The organism is Chryseobacterium sp. PvR013 (assembly GCF_017833095.1).
Taxonomy (GTDB): domain Bacteria; phylum Bacteroidota; class Bacteroidia; order Flavobacteriales; family Weeksellaceae; genus Chryseobacterium; species Chryseobacterium culicis_A.
On record NZ_JAFIBT010000001.1, the window covers coordinates 3,307,129 to 3,324,436 of the forward strand.

13 protein-coding genes and 4 tRNA genes are annotated in these 17,308 nt (G+C 36.6%); 10 read left to right on the plus strand and 7 right to left on the minus strand.

From position 1 onward, the window contains the following. Nucleotides 1-301 precede the first annotated feature (301 nt). Nucleotides 302-1,831, plus strand: a complete 1,530-nt coding sequence (locus tag JOE44_RS15095) for a trypsin-like peptidase domain-containing protein (protein ID WP_209786189.1) — start codon at nucleotides 302-304, stop codon at nucleotides 1,829-1,831. Nucleotides 1,832-1,899: 68 nt separating this feature from the next. Here JOE44_RS15095 and JOE44_RS15100 read toward each other — a convergent pair whose 3' ends face one another. The 3 genes from JOE44_RS15100 to JOE44_RS15110 all read right to left on the minus strand — a co-directional run bounded on the left by JOE44_RS15100 (nucleotide 1,900) and on the right by JOE44_RS15110 (nucleotide 5,462). Next, nucleotides 1,900-2,355 (minus strand): hypothetical protein, encoded by a 456-nt coding sequence (locus JOE44_RS15100; protein ID WP_209786190.1) that lies wholly within the window; start codon nucleotides 2,353-2,355, stop codon nucleotides 1,900-1,902. Continuing rightward, the gene (locus JOE44_RS15105; RefSeq protein ID WP_034694591.1) at nucleotides 2,355-2,735 is read right to left on the minus strand and encodes a RidA family protein; all 381 of its coding nucleotides are present in this window, start codon (nucleotides 2,733-2,735) and stop codon (nucleotides 2,355-2,357) included. Before JOE44_RS15105 ends, JOE44_RS15100 begins: the two co-directional genes overlap by 1 nt. A 141-nt stretch (nucleotides 2,736-2,876) precedes the next feature. After that, on the minus strand, nucleotides 2,877-5,462 hold the full coding sequence (locus tag JOE44_RS15110) for a putative LPS assembly protein LptD (protein ID WP_209786191.1): 2,586 nt from the start codon (nucleotides 5,460-5,462) through the stop codon (nucleotides 2,877-2,879). A 53-nt stretch (nucleotides 5,463-5,515) separates the two neighbouring features. Here JOE44_RS15110 and JOE44_RS15115 point away from each other — a divergent pair, with 53 nt between their 5' ends. The 9 genes from JOE44_RS15115 (at nucleotide 5,516) to JOE44_RS15155 (ending at nucleotide 10,370) form a co-directional block, all read left to right on the plus strand. Next, entirely contained in the window at nucleotides 5,516-6,802 is a 1,287-nt protein-coding gene (locus JOE44_RS15115; protein WP_209786192.1) for an N-acetylmuramoyl-L-alanine amidase, read from the plus strand. Between the two features lie 59 nt (nucleotides 6,803-6,861). After that, nucleotides 6,862-6,933, plus strand: a tRNA-Glu gene (locus JOE44_RS15120). Between the two features lie 348 nt (nucleotides 6,934-7,281). After that, on the plus strand, nucleotides 7,282-7,602 hold the full coding sequence (locus tag JOE44_RS15125) for a hypothetical protein (protein WP_105683297.1): 321 nt from the start codon (nucleotides 7,282-7,284) through the stop codon (nucleotides 7,600-7,602). 66 nt (nucleotides 7,603-7,668) lie between these two features. Beyond that, a complete protein-coding gene (gene rpsT / locus JOE44_RS15130; protein ID WP_002983073.1) occupies nucleotides 7,669-7,923 on the plus strand; it encodes a 30S ribosomal protein S20 in 255 nt (84 codons plus the stop codon). Nucleotides 7,924-7,933: 10 nt separating this feature from the next. Then, nucleotides 7,934-8,005 (plus strand) — tRNA-Glu (locus JOE44_RS15135). 81 nt (nucleotides 8,006-8,086) lie between these two features. After that, nucleotides 8,087-8,158: transfer RNA gene (locus tag JOE44_RS15140), tRNA-Glu, on the plus strand. 63 nt (nucleotides 8,159-8,221) lie between these two features. Next, nucleotides 8,222-8,293: transfer RNA gene (locus JOE44_RS15145), tRNA-Glu, on the plus strand. A 290-nt stretch (nucleotides 8,294-8,583) separates the two neighbouring features. Then, a complete protein-coding gene (locus tag JOE44_RS15150) occupies nucleotides 8,584-9,357 on the plus strand; it encodes a T9SS type A sorting domain-containing protein (protein ID WP_209786193.1) in 774 nt (257 codons plus the stop codon). A gap of 224 nt (nucleotides 9,358-9,581) precedes the next feature. Next, on the plus strand, nucleotides 9,582-10,370 hold the full coding sequence (locus JOE44_RS15155) for a T9SS type A sorting domain-containing protein (protein WP_209786194.1): 789 nt from the start codon (nucleotides 9,582-9,584) through the stop codon (nucleotides 10,368-10,370). Between the two features lie 165 nt (nucleotides 10,371-10,535). On the opposite strand, the gene JOE44_RS15160 is transcribed toward JOE44_RS15155, so the two are convergent. The 4 genes from JOE44_RS15160 to JOE44_RS15175 are packed head-to-tail and all read right to left on the minus strand — an operon-like array spanning nucleotide 10,536 to nucleotide 17,202. Continuing rightward, the gene (locus tag JOE44_RS15160; RefSeq protein ID WP_209786195.1) at nucleotides 10,536-12,794 is read right to left on the minus strand and encodes a DUF5074 domain-containing protein; all 2,259 of its coding nucleotides are present in this window, start codon (nucleotides 12,792-12,794) and stop codon (nucleotides 10,536-10,538) included. A gap of 36 nt (nucleotides 12,795-12,830) precedes the next feature. Further along, entirely contained in the window at nucleotides 12,831-14,024 is a 1,194-nt protein-coding gene (locus JOE44_RS15165) for a cell surface protein (protein ID WP_209786196.1), read from the minus strand. Between the two features lie 14 nt (nucleotides 14,025-14,038). Beyond that, on the minus strand, nucleotides 14,039-15,172 hold the full coding sequence (locus JOE44_RS15170) for a DUF5074 domain-containing protein (protein WP_209786197.1): 1,134 nt from the start codon (nucleotides 15,170-15,172) through the stop codon (nucleotides 14,039-14,041). Then, nucleotides 15,169-17,202: a TonB-dependent receptor gene (locus JOE44_RS15175; RefSeq protein WP_209786198.1), complete on the minus strand. Its 2,034-nt coding sequence runs from the start codon at nucleotides 17,200-17,202 to the stop codon at nucleotides 15,169-15,171. Before JOE44_RS15175 ends, JOE44_RS15170 begins: the two co-directional genes overlap by 4 nt. Between the last annotated feature and the right edge of the window lie 106 nt (nucleotides 17,203-17,308).

Below are 17,308 nucleotides of genomic sequence, written 5' to 3' on the forward strand. Positions count from 1 at the left end.
TATTGATGACAGAAATCACGAGTTGTGAACAATCCGTGATCAGAAGTAAACAATGCGTAATAAAAGAGTAAAAAATCCAGCATATTTTAACCAACATTCTGTCATATTTTCTTTAATTTTTTTTTAAGTTTTGTTAACTCTGGCATTAACAATTATGACATAAGACACAAATTGATATAATAGCCGTTAAATTTTAGTTAAAATTGAAACATAGCATACTAATTGCTTACTTATTTAACATTAAATTTGTTTACTCAAAAACATAAAAAAGAAATTAATTAATAAACAAGAAAGATATACAATGAAGAGTACTTTAAAAAAACTATTACCATTTGCAGTAGTTGGAGTCATTTCCGGAGCTACTACCGTTGGAGGTTTACATTATTTCGGACACAACTCCAATAATGGAGATCAATCTTATTTTACAACCGCTGCACCTAATACTTCATTCGCAGGAATGAATACAGGAGCTGTAGGTGATGATTTTGTAAAAGCAGCGAAAACAACCGTTCCCGCTGTAGTTACCATTAAGAATTACCAAAGCAGAACAGCAAGCAGGGCTTCAGAACAGGACTTGTTCGACTTTTTCTTTGGAGATCCTTTCGGAGGAAGAGGCCAGCAAAGACAGAAGCAACAGCAGGCTCCTGAAAATATGCCATCAGGAATGGGTTCCGGTGTAATTATCTCTCCAGACGGTTATATCATTTCCAATAACCACGTTGTAGCAGGTGCTAATAAGCTGGAAGTAGTGTTGAGCAACAAGAAATCATATATTGCAACATTGGTGGGAACAGACCCTAATACGGATATCTCTTTATTAAAGATTGAAGAAAAAGGTCTTCCTTATTTAAATTTTGCAAACTCAGACAATATTGATGTAGGACAATGGGTACTGGCAGTAGGAAATCCATTGGGATTAAATTCTACCGTAACCGCTGGTATTGTTTCTGCTAAAGGAAGAGGTATCGGAATTCTGGGAAGCCAGGGAAAAGCAACGAATCCTATTGAAAGTTTCATTCAAACCGATGCAGCCATTAATCCGGGTAACTCAGGAGGAGCTTTGGTGAATACGAATGGGGAACTTATCGGGATCAACTCAGCGATTCAGTCTACTACAGGATATTACCAGGGATACGGATTTGCTGTTCCTGCCAATCTGGCAAGAAAAATTGTTGAGGATATCAAGAAATTCGGAATTGTACAGAGAGGATTCCTTGGAGTTCAGTCTTTAGATCTTTCAAATGATCAATTGGTAACTTCATACAACAAACAGTTTAAAACAACTCTAAAAGTAGGTTCAGGAATCTATATTACAGGATTTGGTGAAAACAGTGGTGCTGAAGATGCAGGATTGAAAAAAGGAGATATAATCACCAAAGTAGACAACTACGACATCACAGATTTTGCTGATCTTTCAATGTCCATCGGAAGCAAGCGTCCTGGAGATAAAGTACAGGTGACTTATGTAAGAAATGGTAAAGAAGGAACTACTTCTGTAACACTTAGAGACCAGAAAGGAGGAACTTCTACCAGAACGAAAGCCGACCTAAGTGTGACTGAAAAAATCGGAGCTGAATTTGATCCTCTTACAGAGCGTTTCAAAACAGAATATGGACTGAACAGTGGTGTTGTAGCGAAAAATGTATCTGAAGGCAGCGAAATGGCTAAAATCGGGATCGTTGACAACTACATCATCATTGAAGTAAATGGCAAACCAGTAAATTCACAAAAAGATGTAGAAAAGACTCTGGAGAAATATCAGGGGAATGTACAGGTAAAATTTGTGGATGACTACGGAAGAATTTATACGAAAGGATTTAAAATGCCTTAATCAGAAAACAAATTGGTTTTCATATCAACAAAAAAACGCTGCAGAAATCTGCAGCGTTTTTTTATATTTTATTTAGGCTTATTCATTTTTTCAGAAATTATTTTCTTCCTGTTCCGCTCATAAATCACTTCTACAATCTTACCTCCAATCCAGGAAAACGGAAAAAATGTAAGGAAAATAGAGATCTTATAAAATGTGGGATGATAAGGAAAAATAATAACATCCAGCATTGCGATAAAGAGCATAATGAATCCGATCAGAATAGCATAGGCTACTTTAGCATATTTTACAATAATAGCTGTTGCGACTCCTCCAATTGTAGTTCCCAGACCGGAAATAAACAACAGGAAGCCGAAAAATGCCTTGTCATCTTTCATGCTGAAAAGAAACCTTTGCCAGTGCTCAAACGGAGCAAAAGCCTCAAAAGTTACCCATTGCGGAAACACCCTTATACCAAGAGTAATAATAAGTCCGGCAATACCAAGACCTACCAGAACCGCAATTGTATTTCTTATAAAATTCATTAATCCTGATGTGCAATCATAGAAATTTCGATATCCACATTTTTAGGCAGGCAAGAAACCTGTACGGTTTCACGGGCCGGGTAGCTTTCTGAATCTAAGTAAGAAGCATAGATATCATTCATTACAGCAAAATCATCCATACTCTTAAGGAAGATGGTAGCTTTTACAACATTTTTAAAAGTCATACCTGCTTCAGTAAGGATCGCTTCAAGGTTTTTCATTACCTGGTGCGTTTCCTTTTCAATTCCTTCTACCAATTTACCAGTTGCAGGATCTACAGGAATCTGTCCGGAGATATATAAAACTCCATTTGCCATATTAGCTTGTGAATAAGGTCCGATAGCTGCAGGTGCATTAACTGTGTTGATTATTTGTTTCATATGTGGATATTATTTTTTCTAAAGTTATAGGCAGTCACATCTACAGTATTCATTAAAAAGAAAATCTCGTTAGCAGTGACTTCATTAGAATTTATTTTGCTTGCAAATATAAAATTTATATTCTCAAATGCCAATCTGATATTAGAAAGGTGCATTAGGCTGGGTAAAGCTTCTGTCTTTGTACTTCAATGCATCACTTAAGATATTGGCTTTGATCCCGATAAAGAAGTCATATACTTTATACTGCCCGAAAGGAACCCAGTTGAAATTGATGGTAAAACTTCGCTGATCTCTTGAAAAACCAATTCTTGTATACGCCAATTCTTTAGTCACCATATCATAATGCGTACTTCCGTTGATATTCCAGTAAGGGGTAAGTTTAATACTACCATCCAAACCTAAAGATGCAATTTTATTACCAAACCTGCTTAATCCTTTTGAGTAGGCATAATTGGCACTAATATTCAAAGTCCATGCCTGATCAAAGTGAGCATAATGATCATCATCAAAATAATAATTTTCATTTCTGACTTCTCCTTTGGACGAATACTTTTTAGCATAATCTTTCTTCTCTCCAAAAATTTCGCTGCTTAAAGGATAAGACAACTGAACGTTGAATCCCTGTACACTGAAATGCCCGAACTGTTCTGTTCTTATTCCTGTATCCTGTCCTGATGAGAAGTCAATTTTATAAGGTTCCAGTGCCAGACTGGTATTTACCGTAAGTTTATTGTTGAAAAAAGAAGACTGTCCATTGATTGAAAATACGGACCACGGATGATCTTTAGCGGCAAAGTTGTAGCTTCCTGCAAAGTTTAAAGATTCAAAAATTTTGACTTTTTTCACTCCTGTAGAATCACTCTTAGACTTTACTTTCATCTCAATATTGTTACCGATATTGAAACCTAAAGCTCCCTGCATACCACTTGACGGACTTGAGATGATCCCTTTTTCAAAAATAGAATAAGGGGTCAGTGCTCCGTTGGCATTGTAATAATTCTTGTAATATCCGAAGTTAGGACTTGAAAAGTCCGGTGAATAAGTAAAGCTCACACTTGGAGTCATCATATGTCTCACCGCTTCCACTGTAGATCCTTTTTTGAATTTCAGCATTCCGAAAAGCGTTGTCTGAAGACTGGCAGAAGTAGAGAAGGTAGAATATCCTGTAAAGTTTTTATTGATCTCGTCAACGGTTACATTTTTTACGGGATCATAATATCTGTTCAGCGTTTTTGTAGTCAAAGCGTTATCAATATTCGCACTTAAACTGAAAGTGAAATATTTCGCCAATGTTGTATTGGTTGCTAAAGCGATGTTATTTTTAAGCCCTGTCTGCATCTTATCCCACATTTCTTTTTTAAACAGCTCATTTTCCTGAGTGTTTACGAAATTGGTAAGGTTGAATCCGGTATTTACTGTAATATTTTCAAGAAGTCCCTGTCTGATTCCTGTTCTTGATTTAAACAGATAAAACTGGTTGATGGCTACGTTCATTTGCGGAAGACGAAGGTCTGCCAATCCCGTTGCAAAGTTTTGAGAATAAGAAGCAGTTCCTGTAATCGTCATCGGAAGTTTCAGGAATCTCTTGGTAAGGGTTACCGTAGAGTTCTGCTGGGTATTCAATACATTCTGGTTGAAAATGTAGTTGTTATTAAGCGGATTGTTATAAAACTTGGTACTTACAATATCTACTGAAGCACTGAATGTAAGGAAAGGATTAGCTTTAGAATCCTGAGAATGCGTCCAGTTTATTCTGTATGTACTGTTTTTGGTATAATCATCCAGTCCTTTAATTCCTCTTACCATGGTACCGATGTCTGCCGTAAAGTTTCCGGAGTAACGGTATTTCTTCTGATAGTTCATCTGAGGACGTAAATTCCAGCTTCCTTTTGTATAGATATCAGCTAAAACTTTAAGATCGAAGTGTTCTCCAATGGGTTGGTAATATCCTATTCCATTCAGGAAGAAACCTACATCTTCCCTTTCCCCGAAACTTGGGATCAGGATACCCGCTGCTCTTTTATCCGAGAACGGCAAAATGGCAAAAGGAAGATAAAGCGGTGTAGGAACCTGCTCAATAAACATTTGAATAGGACCTGTAACGATCTGGGATTTATTCTTGGTTTTAATCAGCTTAATATTATAAGCTCTCATAAAATAATCCGCTGCCGTATCTTTTTTCTTAATGAAATAATCATCCGTTGTATAATCCGCTTTTCTCATCGCGAATACGGAATCATTATATTTTTTTGTTTTCTGAGCTATAATTACCCCTTCACTTTCTTCTGTTCTTGCATTGAAAGCAATGGCCTGTTTCGTTTTTGTATTATAACTGAATTCGTTGGTTTCATATTTTTTTCCTGCCTGAGTGGTAATTACAGGTTCAATAATCTTCCCTAAAGAGTCCTGTTTTCCTCTGGCATAGATCAGACTTTTATTATCATCAATAGAGATGTAGTCTGCATCAATCTGCATATCCTGATATTTTACCTGAGCATTTTTATTCAGGAATGTCATTTTTTTCGGGACATCTCTTCTCTGATCATCCGCTTTGGTACGAAGAACATCATTTAAAGATTCTTTTTTTACAACTATGGTATCCTTTTTGGAAATAGTATCATTAACCGCATTTTTAGGCAATTTTTCAGGAGTTTTCTGTGCTAAAAAATTGTTAAAAATTAGGATAATTAAAATTTGTAATATATTTTTGAAGACGGTTTTGGCCAATTTTATACTATATAATTAAGGCTCAAAATTAATATAATTTTTATAACTGTAAGATGTACAAACAAAATTTTAAAATAATTTTATCATTTCTCCTTATCCTTACCAGCAACTTTATTTTCTCCCAAAAGAAGTTTACTATCGTTCTGGATGCGGGTCACGGAGGAAGTGATCATGGAGCCAACAGGACTTATTCTGACATTGGAAGAGTCGCAGAAAAAGACATTACACTTGCCATTACGTTAAAAGTAGGGGCAATGTTGGAGAAAAACAGAGACTTCAAAGTAATATATACCCGAAAAATTGACGAATATCCTTCTCTGTCGGACAGAACCAATCTGGCCAACAGGAGCAAGGCAGATCTTTTTGTATCTATTCACTGTAATTCTTCTCAAAGACCTACAGCATATGGTACTGAAACATATGTACAGGGACCTAACCAGAATAATGAAAACCTGGAGGTTGCTAAAAGAGAAAATGATGTGATCTTTCTGGATGAAAAAGATAAGCAGACATTCGGATCGTATAATCCGGATTCACCAGAATCATTAATTGCCTTGAAGCTTCAACAAAGTAAATATTTGGAATCAAGTCTTCTTTTGGGAGGATTGGTAGAAGATAACTTTGTGAATAAAGATAAAAGATCTTCAAGAGGTGTATTCCAGAAGAACCTTCACGTTCTTCGTATGAACGCCATGCCTTCTGTACTGATAGAAACAGGGTTCATCAATCATCCTGAGGAAAGCCACTACATTGCTTCAGACAAAGGACAGAGTGAAATTGCGGAAAGTATCTACAATGCTATTATTGATTATAAAAAAGCTATTGACAGAAAATCCGGAGGTTCTATTGCTGTCAGAAAACCTGAACCTGAAAAGCCGGCAGAAGTTCCTTTGAAAAATGATTTCAGAATTCTCTTAATGAGTTCACCTACTAAATACAATGAAAATGATCCTGCACTGAAAGGACTGAACTATATTCTTACCCTTAAGGAAAACGGACAATATAAGTACTACTACGCTGTAACCAATTTGGCTTCTGTGAAAGACATCAATCTTAAAACGGCCAAGGATGCAGGCTTCAGAAATGCTTTTGCAGTAGGATTTATGCCTAACCAGAGAATCAGCATGGGATATTATACAATAGAAGTATATTCCGGTGATAAGCTGAATGGTAATTCTTATATCCTTCAGAATTTAAAAGATGTGGAGCGAAATAAGGACAGTGGTATATTTTATTACACGTATGGAAAAGTATACACCTTAGAAGATGCTGTAAAACTTCAAAAAGAACTTGAAGCTAAAGGTGTCAAAAATACTGTGATACAGAAAGTCTACAAATAATTTAAAAAAATAATTTTGAAGTTAAAAAGTTAATGATTACTTTTGCAACCTCAAAATTTGGCCTATTCGTCTAGTGGTCAGGACTCAAGATTTTCATTCTTGCAACAGGGGTTCGATTCCCCTATAGGCTACAACTTATAAACCTTTAGCTGATCAGTTAAAGGTTTTTTTATGGGCTCTTCTGTTCTTATTTTTTAAATTTTAACAGCTTGGAGTGCCTTTCAAATTTTGTCATTATATTATTAATGAAAAGGACAGGAATTTTTAGCATACTGACACTCTGATAATTACTGTCATTATATTAAAAAGGAGTTTACTTTTATTTGAAAAAAGCATTCTGCCTATGTTATATGTTACAAAAGCATTATATTTGCAAAAATTTTAGCCATAGTTGGTCACCCAAATATGGTCACACTGATGAAAAATATTATTGATAAATCATTGTTTGTAGTTTTCTACAGGCTATCAAATTTTATATCATGCCGGATTTAAAAATACAAGAAGCTAAATTGCTTTTTAAGAAAATCCACTCTAACCCAAAAAGTTATGATTTACAAATCAATGAAGGCGGGATTACAGGCAGAGATGATAAAATCAGTTTCAGACTTTACAGGACTGGAGAAAGGGTTGCTTTTGAAGTAACAATTGACGAACTTACTTTCACCAACACCACTGGAGAATGGAATAATGCACTGATCATGCTAGGAAATACGATCAAAAAATTAGAAAAAGAACAAGAAAATTTAAAAATAGAACAAGCAATAAATAAACTTAGAAAGTACCTCTCAGAAGAAAATTAAAATTTTTGAAAATAAATTTGGTAGTTTAAAAAAAAGTTTATAGTTTTGCACTCACATTTAAACGATATGGCAAATCATAAATCAGCACTAAAAAGAATCAGACAAAACGAAACTAGAAGACTTCGTAACAGATATTACCACAAGACTGCTAGAACAGCTTTAAAAGCTTTAAGAAATGAAGAGAACAAAGCTGCTGCTACAGAACAATTGCCAAAAGTTATCGCTTTATTGGATAAATTAGCTAAGAAAAATATTATCCACAAGAACAAAGCAGCTAACTTGAAAAGCAAATTAACAAAGCACGTTAATAAATTAGCGTAATAATATAGCTGGCCCGTTCGTCTATCGGTTAGGACCTCAGATTTTCATTCTGGTAAGAGGGGTTCGATTCCCCTACGGGCTACTTACATCTTATAAAACCACTGTAATAACGGTGGTTTTATAAAGATCACAGTAGAAAAGCTATAACAAAATACATCTAACCGGCCCGTTCGTCTATCGGTTAGGACCTCAGATTTTCATTCTGGTAAGAGGGGTTCGATTCCCCTACGGGCTACAATAAGAGTTGATACTTATAAAAACAAAAACTAGCACATTACTTCGGTAATGGAAGATAGAGGGCCCGTTCGTCTATCGGTTAGGACCTCAGATTTTCATTCTGGTAAGAGGGGTTCGATTCCCCTACGGGCTACAAAAGGACTTTTTAGAAAGTCCTTTTTTCGTTTCTGCATATGCATTCTGGCACTTCCTTTCCAAAAACACCAACGTTTTAAGCATTCTCACCAATTGATTATACGGATTACTACCGGATAAAACAATCTTTTTCCTGAATAGCGCTCCCCATTTACTAAACTGTTTATACTCTACTCTACAGTCATATTAAATTTCATTAAAAATATCACCAATAATGGAAATATTGCTTTCTCATTATTCCACTAATCCTTAAATTTGAATAAAACTATTCATTTTAAAATATATAACATGAAATTCAATTTACTTTCGGGGAATCCATTCTCTCTCAAAGCCGGTCTGATGGCTTTATTTCTATTTTCAGCCAGCACAATGTCTTTTGCACAAAACAGAATTTACGCCCATGCGCAAAGCTCGGGTGTATTCGGAGTAGCCTGCCTGGGATGTCGTATAGACAATCCACTTAATGCTGTAGGATATGACGAAGATGATTATTCAACAATGGTATTGGGAACAGCTCTATTGGGAGGAATTCAGCAGACACTGATTTTCCCTGACCTAAGATCAGACACAAGACTGGTTGTAGGAATCGGTACAGACAATATTCCTTTATCTGTGCAACTATTAAGCGGAGTAACTCTTGAAACAATGAACGGAGGAACCTCTAATGACGACCGCAGAACCATTGATGTCAGCCTTCTTAAACTGGGAGCCACGCCGAACAGAGGTACCGTAGAATTCAAACCAACAAAACCTTATGACGGCATAAGAATAGGCTTAACAGGAGGAGTACTAAGTCTTGGCGGCGGATTCAGAATTTATTATGCTTATCAGGATCCATTGGCAAACATTTTGGCCCACAGCTTAAACGGACAGGTAACTCTTGGAGGAAACGTAGCTTTGGAAGGCTCAGAGGTTACACTATATAATACATCAGGAAAAGAAGTGTTCCGTTCTACATTGAAATCAAATACTTTTGAATCCAGACAATCAGAAGGTATTTATATCATGAATGTAAAAACCAAAGAAGGGAAAACATACTCCAGAAAAATTTTAATCAAATAATTCAATAAGCGATAAAATAAATACGGCAGCCTTTTTAGGTCTGTCGTATTTTTTGTCTTCATTTTCAGAGAAATACAAAAACATCAATCATTAAATAAAAACAAATTCACAACCATAAATATCAACAAATCATTAACAAATCACAGAAATATGAAATAAAATAAGCAACATAATCATTTTATTTATAAATTTACAAAAAGCTAAAACCCAAAATTTTCCAACATATGAAAACTTATTTATTACTTAGCCAACGCACGATGAAAGCTGCAGTTTTGGTGTCATTCCTATTTTTAACAAGCACAACGTCTTTTGCACAGATTGTAAAAACCTATGCAAGCAGCCAGACCAATCAGGTACTTGGAGTATGCTTAGGCTGTGGTGTATTGAATCCTGAAAATGCTTTAGGAAGTAACGAAAGTGATTACTCCACCATTCAGGTTTCAGTAGGTCTTTTGGCAAGAACGGAACAGACATTGATCTTCCCAACGACCAATATTGCGAACAACACCAATAAGCTTGTGGTTGGAATTGGTTCCAATGGAACTCCATTATCTGCTCAGGTATTGGGAGGTGTAACTATTGAAACATTTAACGGAGATGTTTCCAACAACGACTACCAAAGTCTTACCAATACTCTGATCAACCTGGGAGCCGGAGATCCGAGCAAAGCTGAAATTGAACTTAACATGAACATTCCTTTTGACCGTATCAAAATCAATGTGAATTCAGGGTTATTGAATATTGGCGGTGAGCTTAGAGTATACTATGCTTATCAGTACAAAGATCCATTCATCAATTTCATGGCTCACAGCCAGAACGGGCAATTCACTCTTGACAAAAATGTTTCTGCTGAAGGTTCAGAGGTTACTCTAACGAATACATCAGGAAAAGAAGTATTCCGTTCTAAGCTGACCTCAAATACATTTGAAACAAAACAGCCACAAGGAGTATACATCATGAATATTACCACTAAAGAGGGAAAAACATATTCTAGAAAAGTGATCGTTAAATAAAAAAATACACAACAAATCGAACCCGGCAAGCTTGAAAAGCTTGCCGGGTTTTTTATATTCAATCTAGAATCATATCCGGTTCATAATGATGGTGAATGATAAATAAAAACCCCTGATCAAAACTGATCAGGGGTTTTATTAACAAGATTACGAACTAAAATACTATTAGTTTTTGATTACTTTTTGCTGATATACAGCTTTATCTGTCACAGCTTTCAAAATATAAATACCTTTTGGAAGTGAGCTTACATTGATCTGTCCGTTATTCAGTGGTGCATTCACTACTCTGCCTGAAGCATCATACATAGAAACATTCTGAATTTTCTCCTGAGTTTTAATCATAAGAATATCAGTTACAGGATTCGGATAAATACTGAATTCCAGTTTTTTCACCTCAGCTGTAGCTAAAGTTGATGTGATACTGTTTACCGTAATTGTCTTTTCTACCAGCTTACCATTTGAGTTAAAGCTGATCACAATATCAGATGTCCCCGAAACAAGCGGCGTCAGAACCAATTCATCACTATTGTTAATAGCAGCAGAAACGACCGTAGGATTACTGTTTGATTTTATAGTTTTTACCACAGATACCGCCATGTTATCTGCATCAGAAACTATTGATTTCAGATCAACGGTTGTGGTATTCCCAGCTGTAATCTGTGAAGGTAAAACGTTGCTTACAACAGGAACGGAATTGTTGGTAAATACTGTCAATGCAGGGAACCAATAATAATCGTTCAGTGTTTTTGTATTGATAAGAGCTCCGGTCATATCATAGGTATGAATCCAGTTTTTCTGATAATGAGCTCCATATCCGCTTTCCGTTGTATTCAGAACCAGTTCTCCGGTAACAGGATTTATACGAAGCGCCGCACCGTAAGGAATTTGCTTAAATTGCCCTGTCTGCCCTGGGATTGCAGCAAAATTTTCGTTAAATGTTTTTGTAGTAACATCGAATCTTACAATCTGTGTTCCTGAACTCCAGCTGCTGATTGAATTGATCCAGTATAAAGCATTTTCTTTGTTACTTGCTGAAAATTTACCTGCATTCCATGCTCCCCAGTCACCGATATATTTTGTTGTTGGGATATTGTAAACCTGTGTTGCAAAAGTAGTAGGATTGATGCTGATCAGCTTCTGATCCTGAATTCCCCATATACTTCCGTCTTTAGCCTGAGCAACTGAGTAGAAACCTCCGGCAATAGTACTTACTACGGTATCTGTATTAGGATTTATGACTAAAATCCCTACTCCTTGTTTCACCGCAAATACATATTGTGAAGTACGGATCATATTTCCGATCTGTCCCGTTCCACCCGTTCCGGTAATTAAAGAACCAACCTGTAAATTATCAATATTGAAAGTAACAATTCCTGTAGAAGTACCGATATATCCTTTATGTTCGTTTACTCCCACAAATGATCTACCATCACCACCTCCGATATTGTTGAATCCGGCAATTTTCTGCATGGTCTGTGCATTGGCTACAACCAATCTTCCTCCAGGTGTATATTGAGTATCTCCTCCATCAGCAGCTTGTTTTGACACGAAATAGAATTTATCACCATAGATTGTTCCGTATTGTGTAGTGGCACCGAAAGCCTGATTATTATTTGCATTGCTGTATACACGATAGTTGATCTGCCCGTTATTGTCAATGAAGTTTACGGAACCATTGGTATGGCCAAACCATTCTTCGTTCACCATGAAATATCCATTGGTAAAGTTATTGGAAGCCACATAAGGAGAAACCGGAGTGATGGTAGAAGAAATAGGAGTTTCATTAAATCCTACATTAAAATTCCAAACATCCCATGAACCGTTTTCCAAAACACGTGAAGAAGCTCCCACACTAGAATATCCAAAATCGGCATCCGCAGGGTTCTTTACCCAATATGCCCAGTATCCGTTCACGGTCCAGCCTGACTGCCAGTGATCATTAGCAGCATCTACAATCGTATAGCTGTCAAAATCATAAGCTGTAGTATTCACAAAGCCATTTACCGGATATAGTGGATAAGTGGCATTTCCGCTTTTGATCAGTGCATTGGTATTCTGCCCATTCAGGTCAAATCCTATTCCTCCAACAGCGGATCCAAACTGCGTTCCCTGATAAAGCAGTGTATATAATCTGTGGTCTGCTTTAGCAATAGCTTTCAGCATATCTTCACCTGTAGCATTTCCGTTCCATTTGAATCCCCAAACCATTGCATCAGGGTTTTTGCCATCGTTCCACTGTACTACAAAAGCAGCCTGGTTGGTACCTGATCCTACCCAATACTGAATATCAGAAAAACTGATTGTAGTGGTATTAAGCTTACTGATCCCTGAAATATCATTTCTGGGTACACCCTGAACTTTTATCTGTGCATTTGATAAGCATGCAAACAGAAAAAGCATCATAAAAAGATAAAACTTTTTCATTTTTTATTAATTTAAATAGATTGTATTATTGACTTATTATTTGAAGTGTAAATCGTAAGCTCCCGCCACTTCTGTAGAAACTTCTCCCAGCCAGCCAGCTTCCTGATTAACTCCTGTGTATATTTTCATAAAATCGACTCCCGGAAGTTTCACATATTTTCCACTTCTGTCTACCGCCCAGGAAATATCAATATTGGAGGCATCATCCGTATTCGGAGCATTATCCGCATATCCGAATTCATATGATTTTCCTACCCAATAGGATCCGTCACCGCTCTGATCGAAGAAGTTATTTGCCAGTCTGGTTCCCGAAAAACTGTAAGAAGGATCTGTAAACCATAAAGGATAATAGCTTTGTGCATGAAACGTATTTTTTGTTTTAAATCCCTGATTCCCCAGATTATCATTCCACTTGATATATTCTACATCAGTCAGCCAGAATTCGGTCCCGGGTACAGGAACTTTATTTTCATTAGGCTTATGGTACGTTATGCTATAATCTTTTACGGTTGTATTTTTGAAATATTCGCTGCCTGCAATTTCGTACCACTCATCATTATCGGGTTTCCCATTTTTATTTTTGTCGTAGGCCACCATAATAATTCCTGGTTCACAAGATCCTGAACGCTGATCATTAGCATCATTTCCAAAGAATGCATTTCCAAGCACTTTAAAATCTCTTCCATTCAGATTGGGAATTGTATGATCAAAACCGAAAACGACATAACCGCCATATCCTCCGAGGCTGATCATCGTAGAATTCCCTCCTACCAATGATTCATTTGCTTTCTGAAGCATATTCGCAGCAGTATTTCCAGGTATATATTCCGGAATTTCATTCATGAACTGTCCTACAGCAGGACGGAATTCTAATACTTTGGAAATATATTTACTATAAGGTGTTTTTTCTTTGGTAACGATTATTTTAGAATGATAAATCTGCTCCTTCCCTTTATTGTTGATCTTCAAAGTCAGAGGATACGCATCTGCGTCCGGACTGATAAATTCAAGTTCTGAATTTTGAGAAATGATAGAATCATTAATGCTCCATGTAACCGATCCTGATGCATGGGTAGGAATACTCAAAACTTTAAAACGCTCAATGGAATAGGAATCATCAAGACCGTTAAATGTAAATTCATCTTCATCATCATGTTTGCAGGCTATCACTCCTACGAGGAAAACTGATAAAAATCCGATTTTTAAATAGGTAAAGGTATTTCTGTTCATTTTTTAAAGTTTGATTATTTGTATAAAAAAGCAAAGTGGGCAGGAATATTTCCTCCCTCCGTTTTCCACTTAAAGTGTCCGTTTTTATCAAAGCAATACACAAATCCCATGGATACATAATTTCGGGCATCTGTGATGTAGATATCTTCTGTGATGGGGTTTACTGCTATGCCGTAAGGTGTTTTAATGGCAGTTTCGTATTCTTTGTCAAAAATTTTGTTGGCAATAATCTCTTCTGTTTTCACATCAATGATTCCAAATGTTTTTTTATAGCTGTGGGTATTGTAGTTGAATTCATTTCCGTAGAAATAGAGTTTATCATTAACGATTGTCATTTCACTGACTGAGAGATGGAAATCTTTTTTAACAGCTCCTGTGGCTGCATCAATTAAATAAAGGCTTGAAGGAACGTTATAATAATCTCCTCTTGAGCTTACATACAGATCTCCATAATTGTCCTTTTTAATGTGGTGAAGATTGATGGCAACATTTAGTTTTTGGATTTCAGTAAAAGTGCTCAGGTCAATTACAGAAACCGTATTGTCATAATCGGGAGCTTTGTATCCTCCGGAATTGGCAACAAATAACTTATTGCCTACAATTTCCATTTCTTCCGGCTGATATCCCACCACCACCTCACGTTGAATAGAAAGAGAAGTGGTATCAATCTCCACTACTTTTCCTTTTGGTGCTTTGGGATTAATGGCTACAGGACCTGCATAACTACTGGCATAAGCTTTCCCTCCTTTGAAGGTTAAATATCTACAGTTTTGTAAGGGAATAGAAGTAATGCGTTTAGCGGTTTTGGCATCCAGCACTTCAATCTTGTTTGAAACATTGACAACGATATAGAGTTTGCTTCCATAAACTTTGATATCATTTCCTACATCTCCAAGCTCTTTTACCACATTCGGATTGATTTCAGCATAGATATTCCGGTAATAGGTTCCTTTGGTGTAATCAAAAAAATCCAGCGTACATTTATTGCTTCCCATATTCCCTTCATTCAGCATATAAAAACCTTTTATTGCTGTATTTTCTGAAGGAAGTCCTTCTACCACTTCCTGACGGACAATAATATCATCTGTACGGCATGAAGTAAGAAAAGCTAATACCAGAAATAAAAAATAAAAGTTTAGTTTTCTCATAAAGTGAAGTTTAGAATAAGTTTAAAATTTCTTCCAGGCATCGGATAATTGATGACAACATCATAGTATTGATTGAAAATATTATTCATTTCAAGGCTCACTTTAAATTGGTGATTCGCCCAATTGAATTTTTTCTGAACAGACAAATCGTGAGTGTACCAGGGCTGTACATAATTGTATTGAATATTGTCCTGATTCACATCATATCTTTCTCCTACATACATCGCACTGTAATTGAAACTCCAGTCTTTATAATCTGCCATCAAACTGAATGATCCGCTATGCCATGGGGTATAAGGAATCTGATTACGATAAAAGGTGTCTTCCTGATCACTTATATCTCTTGCGCTTTGATACGTGTAAGAGAGCAATGGCCTTAGCTTTACCTTTCCTAATTGCATTTCAGTCTGAATATTCACATCCGCTCCAATGATTTCAACCATTCCAAGATTCATCATCAGCCAGCGGAACATACTTCCGTTAGGGGCTGCTACAATTTTATCCTGTACTTTGTTGTAGTAACCATCTACTTTAGCATAAAAGCTTTTAAAGAAATGGTTGGTATAATTCTTCTGATAAGTAAATCCTACGTCATACTGATTGGTAAATTCCGGTTTCAGATAGGTATTTCCGATATTGGTATAATATAAATCATTGAAAGTGGGAAGTCGGAAAATTCGTTTATAGAAAGCTCTAAGTGTAAGCTCAGGAATGATCTCAGGCTGATAACTCATAAATACGGCTGGTGTCCATTCTCTGCTGTCTCCGGGTCTTTTGTTTTTTCTTACTTCTTCAAACGTAAAAGTTCCTAAAAGGCTTCCCAGAATTTTGAACCTGTTCCACTGATAGGTTGTTGCCAATGCCACCAATGTGGTATACCGTGTAGGATAAGAAAAGTTATCAAGATTAGCATCAAGATTATTATATTGAAAATCTCCGCTCAGACTCACATCCCAATTGGGTGTGATAGAATAGATATTGGATGAGGAAAGATAGAGCTCTCTTTGGATATAGGTATTATCGGTATGAATAATAGACTGCGAACGAACCGTATCCATAAAATGAGTATAATCGTAGGCGAATTTTGCTTTCAGCTGTGTTTCAAATTTTGGGAACAGTTTTTTTCTCAGATTGGCCTGTACAAAATAATTTTCGTCAGAAAGTCTCGCTCCTCTTCCACCAAAACGGCCGTTAACGATAGGTGCCGGCATCCCACGGTTTGAAATATAACCGTAGCCACGGATATTCCAGCTTCCGTTATTTAAAGTGCCATTGATAGACGTTTCAAAACGTTTTGCCCTGATATCTGAATCCTGTCTCTTTGCGATGGTATCATAAGCCTGCTGGCCATCGGGATATTTCTTGGCATACCGAAATCTGTAAATCCCGTCACTCTGCATGAATTCTCCACTGAAACTGGCAGAAACTCTGTCTGATATTTTTTGTTCCAAACGGAATGATGGATTGAAAAGATCAATGGACGCACTTTTTGCTCTTATTACGAGATTGGTTTTTCTTGTTCCTTTAAATACAGGTGTTTTGGGCTGCAGATAGATCGATCCCGAAGAGCCAAAGTCTTTTGCAGGTTGGAAAATTTCACTTTTCTGCCCGTTATACAATGATATTTCTTCCAGATCATCTAATGAATATCTCCCGAGATCTACCAGCCCGTTTTGAGCATTTCCCAATTGAATTCCATCATAGAAAACACCTACATGCTGGCTTCCCATACTGCGGATATTAATGGTTTTCAAACCCCCTAACCCTCCATAATCTTTGATCTGAACTCCGGAAAAATACCGCAAAGCATCTGCAACTGAATGGCTGTTCAGTCTTTCCAGCTGCTCACCTTGCAGGGTTTGTGCCGGAATAATTTCTTTAAAATTCTTTTTATAAAGACTAATCGCCTTGATGGATTCCTCCTTCAGAGTGTCATTTTTCTTTTTTTGAGAATATAAAAGTTGAGATGTGATCACCAGTATTGTGAAAACAGCTTTATGAATTGCAGAAGTAGTTTGTTTTGCCGCCATTAGCTCATTTAGGATAATGAAGACGCTAATGGATATAAGAAAGCAACGACAAAGCACAGCTGTCACTGCACAGAATCATTGATGTCCTAAGCTTTATTCCACGAAA

What these genes read in the sequence shown, in the direction of transcription:
- JOE44_RS15095 (WP_209786189.1), top strand. Translation starts at nt 302, where the DNA reads ATGAAGAGTACTTTAAAAAAACTATTACCATTTGCAGTAGTTGGAGTC.
- JOE44_RS15100 (WP_209786190.1), bottom strand. Translation starts at nt 2,355, where the DNA reads ATGAATTTTATAAGAAATACAATTGCGGTTCTGGTAGGTCTTGGTATT.
- JOE44_RS15105 (WP_034694591.1), bottom strand. Translation starts at nt 2,735, where the DNA reads ATGAAACAAATAATCAACACAGTTAATGCACCTGCAGCTATCGGACCT.
- JOE44_RS15115 (WP_209786192.1), top strand. Translation starts at nt 5,516, where the DNA reads ATGTACAAACAAAATTTTAAAATAATTTTATCATTTCTCCTTATCCTT.
- JOE44_RS15125 (WP_105683297.1), top strand. Translation starts at nt 7,282, where the DNA reads ATGCCGGATTTAAAAATACAAGAAGCTAAATTGCTTTTTAAGAAAATC.
- rpsT (WP_002983073.1), top strand. Translation starts at nt 7,669, where the DNA reads ATGGCAAATCATAAATCAGCACTAAAAAGAATCAGACAAAACGAAACT.
- JOE44_RS15150 (WP_209786193.1), top strand. Translation starts at nt 8,584, where the DNA reads ATGAAATTCAATTTACTTTCGGGGAATCCATTCTCTCTCAAAGCCGGT.
- JOE44_RS15155 (WP_209786194.1), top strand. Translation starts at nt 9,582, where the DNA reads ATGAAAACTTATTTATTACTTAGCCAACGCACGATGAAAGCTGCAGTT.
- JOE44_RS15160 (WP_209786195.1), bottom strand. Translation starts at nt 12,794, where the DNA reads ATGAAAAAGTTTTATCTTTTTATGATGCTTTTTCTGTTTGCATGCTTA.
- JOE44_RS15165 (WP_209786196.1), bottom strand. Translation starts at nt 14,024, where the DNA reads ATGAACAGAAATACCTTTACCTATTTAAAAATCGGATTTTTATCAGTT.
- JOE44_RS15170 (WP_209786197.1), bottom strand. Translation starts at nt 15,172, where the DNA reads ATGAGAAAACTAAACTTTTATTTTTTATTTCTGGTATTAGCTTTTCTT.
- JOE44_RS15175 (WP_209786198.1), bottom strand. Translation starts at nt 17,202, where the DNA reads ATGGCGGCAAAACAAACTACTTCTGCAATTCATAAAGCTGTTTTCACA.